The organism is Paenalicyclobacillus macrosporangiidus (assembly GCF_900116805.1).
GTDB lineage: Bacteria > Bacillota > Bacilli > Alicyclobacillales > Alicyclobacillaceae > Alicyclobacillus_H > Alicyclobacillus_H macrosporangiidus.
The window spans coordinates 1-1,645 of sequence record NZ_FPBV01000076.1 but is presented as its reverse complement, the minus strand read 5'-3'; the positions used below and the strand labels follow the sequence as shown (position 1 = coordinate 1,645).

The following is a 1,645-nucleotide window of genomic DNA, read 5'->3' as shown; positions in this document are numbered from 1 at the left end:
TTGTCGGCCAGCACGGTTTCCGGATAACAACCATACCGCTCCCTGTACGCTTCCACCGCCGCCTGCAACGTCAGACCCTCGTGGAAGTTGTTCCAATCCAGCCGTTCCAGCCTCGCATACCCATTCACGAGGCTCACTGCCACTTTGGCCCCGAACTCCACGTTGGCCCGCGCTTTGCCTCGAACGATTGGACGTACATGCGGCTGCGAGATGCTCACGATGCGGTCTTCAATTCGCCGCGTGCGCTTGCGATACATCTCCTCTTGCTGTCGGTGGAGCTCGCAGATTACGAGAAGCTGATGGTACTGACGCCGGCTGAGTACGCTCAGCCCGACTTCATCTTTCAACCGCGCAATGATGCGCAGGTCCCTGGCCACAAACCGCAGCTGTTTGCCAATCGCCTTGCGAAGCACCCTCGGACTCACACGACGCTGTTTGGCCACTGCAAGATACGCTTTGCGTACCTTCTCACGGTACGTCCGTGGCTTGCGCTTACCGCCTTTCCGTGCTGCATGCAGGACGTCGATGATTTCCTCCAGTTTCTCACGCGCCTCGTTGAGCAGCGACAGGTCTGTGGGATAGGCGATGTCTGCTGGAGCACACGTCGCATCCAAAAGGAGCTTGCCTTGATTTCCGGTTTCTTGGGTATTCTCAGCACGCACTTCCGTCGCATGTGTGTCCGCCTCAGACCCGGAACCACCGTCCTGATCATCCGAATCAGCGTGGTCATCGTCTTGTTCCTCGGCAATCCATTCGTTGACCTGGTTGATGATGTCACTGCCTAGCCGCTTGCGGAAGTGCGTCATCAGGGAAGGGTGGAACGGCGGCTTCTGCTGGAACTCTGGAAGTCCGATGAAGTACTGTAGATACGGGTTCTCCGTGATCTGCTGCACCGTCTCCCGGTCACTGAGACCTAACCGTTCCTGAATAATGAGGGCGCCAAGCGCCATACGGACTGGATACGCCTCTTGACCCATCGTCCGGGATTTGAACTGTTCTCCGTAGTGTTTTTCCACTTTCCGCCACGGAATCACCTGCGCAAGCTTGACCCAGCGGTTATCCTCATTCAACTTCCCACCGAACGGAAGGAAGAAATCACCTGGCAAAATAAGTTGGTTCTCCCTCGCGCGGAACATCGATCTGTCCTCCATGTGCAAGGATTTTGCGCTCCTGTCTACAAAAACCCTTGCACATAAATTCGCGTTCAGAGCCCCAAAATCCTGGCCAGTAAAGGACTTTCCGTTCGTTCAGCAGACCCTAGCTACGAGGCGGCTTGGCCCCTACCTCGGTCGGGTAGTGTCCCGTCAAGTGGTGTAATTTCACCGTTTGTGTCTAATGTGTGACATCCATGGCTTTGTTCCGTCGCGGGAGTATATCGACCTTCGTCGCTCCGTCAAGGGGTGCTGCGCTCGTCCGGTCGGACGCCCTTGACGTCGCTCCTGCCGGTCGAATTTAGGCGCCTAGGGGACAAAGTCAATGTTTGCGTGTAACATACACGCCACCTCCTCTCAGCTATTTCTGTAGTACGGCGTTCGGTGCCAGCAACGTTCGGTCTGGCTTCAGTCTCGCCATAGACTCCAGGCTGAAGTAGCGTCGAGATACCATCCACTCCTCATGCTGCTCCTGCAATATGGCCCCCATTAGG

1 protein-coding gene and 1 pseudogene are annotated in these 1,645 nt (G+C 56.2%); both read right to left on the bottom strand.

The genetic code is table 11. The features are described 5' to 3' along the window. On the bottom strand, positions 1 to 1,136 hold a 1,136-nt coding region (locus tag BM357_RS18690), incomplete at its 3' end, for an IS5 family transposase (protein WP_074956910.1). A gap of 376 nt (positions 1,137 to 1,512) precedes the next feature. Beyond that, positions 1,513 to 1,645, bottom strand: a pseudogene (locus tag BM357_RS19590) (IS256 family transposase); the annotation flags it as partial.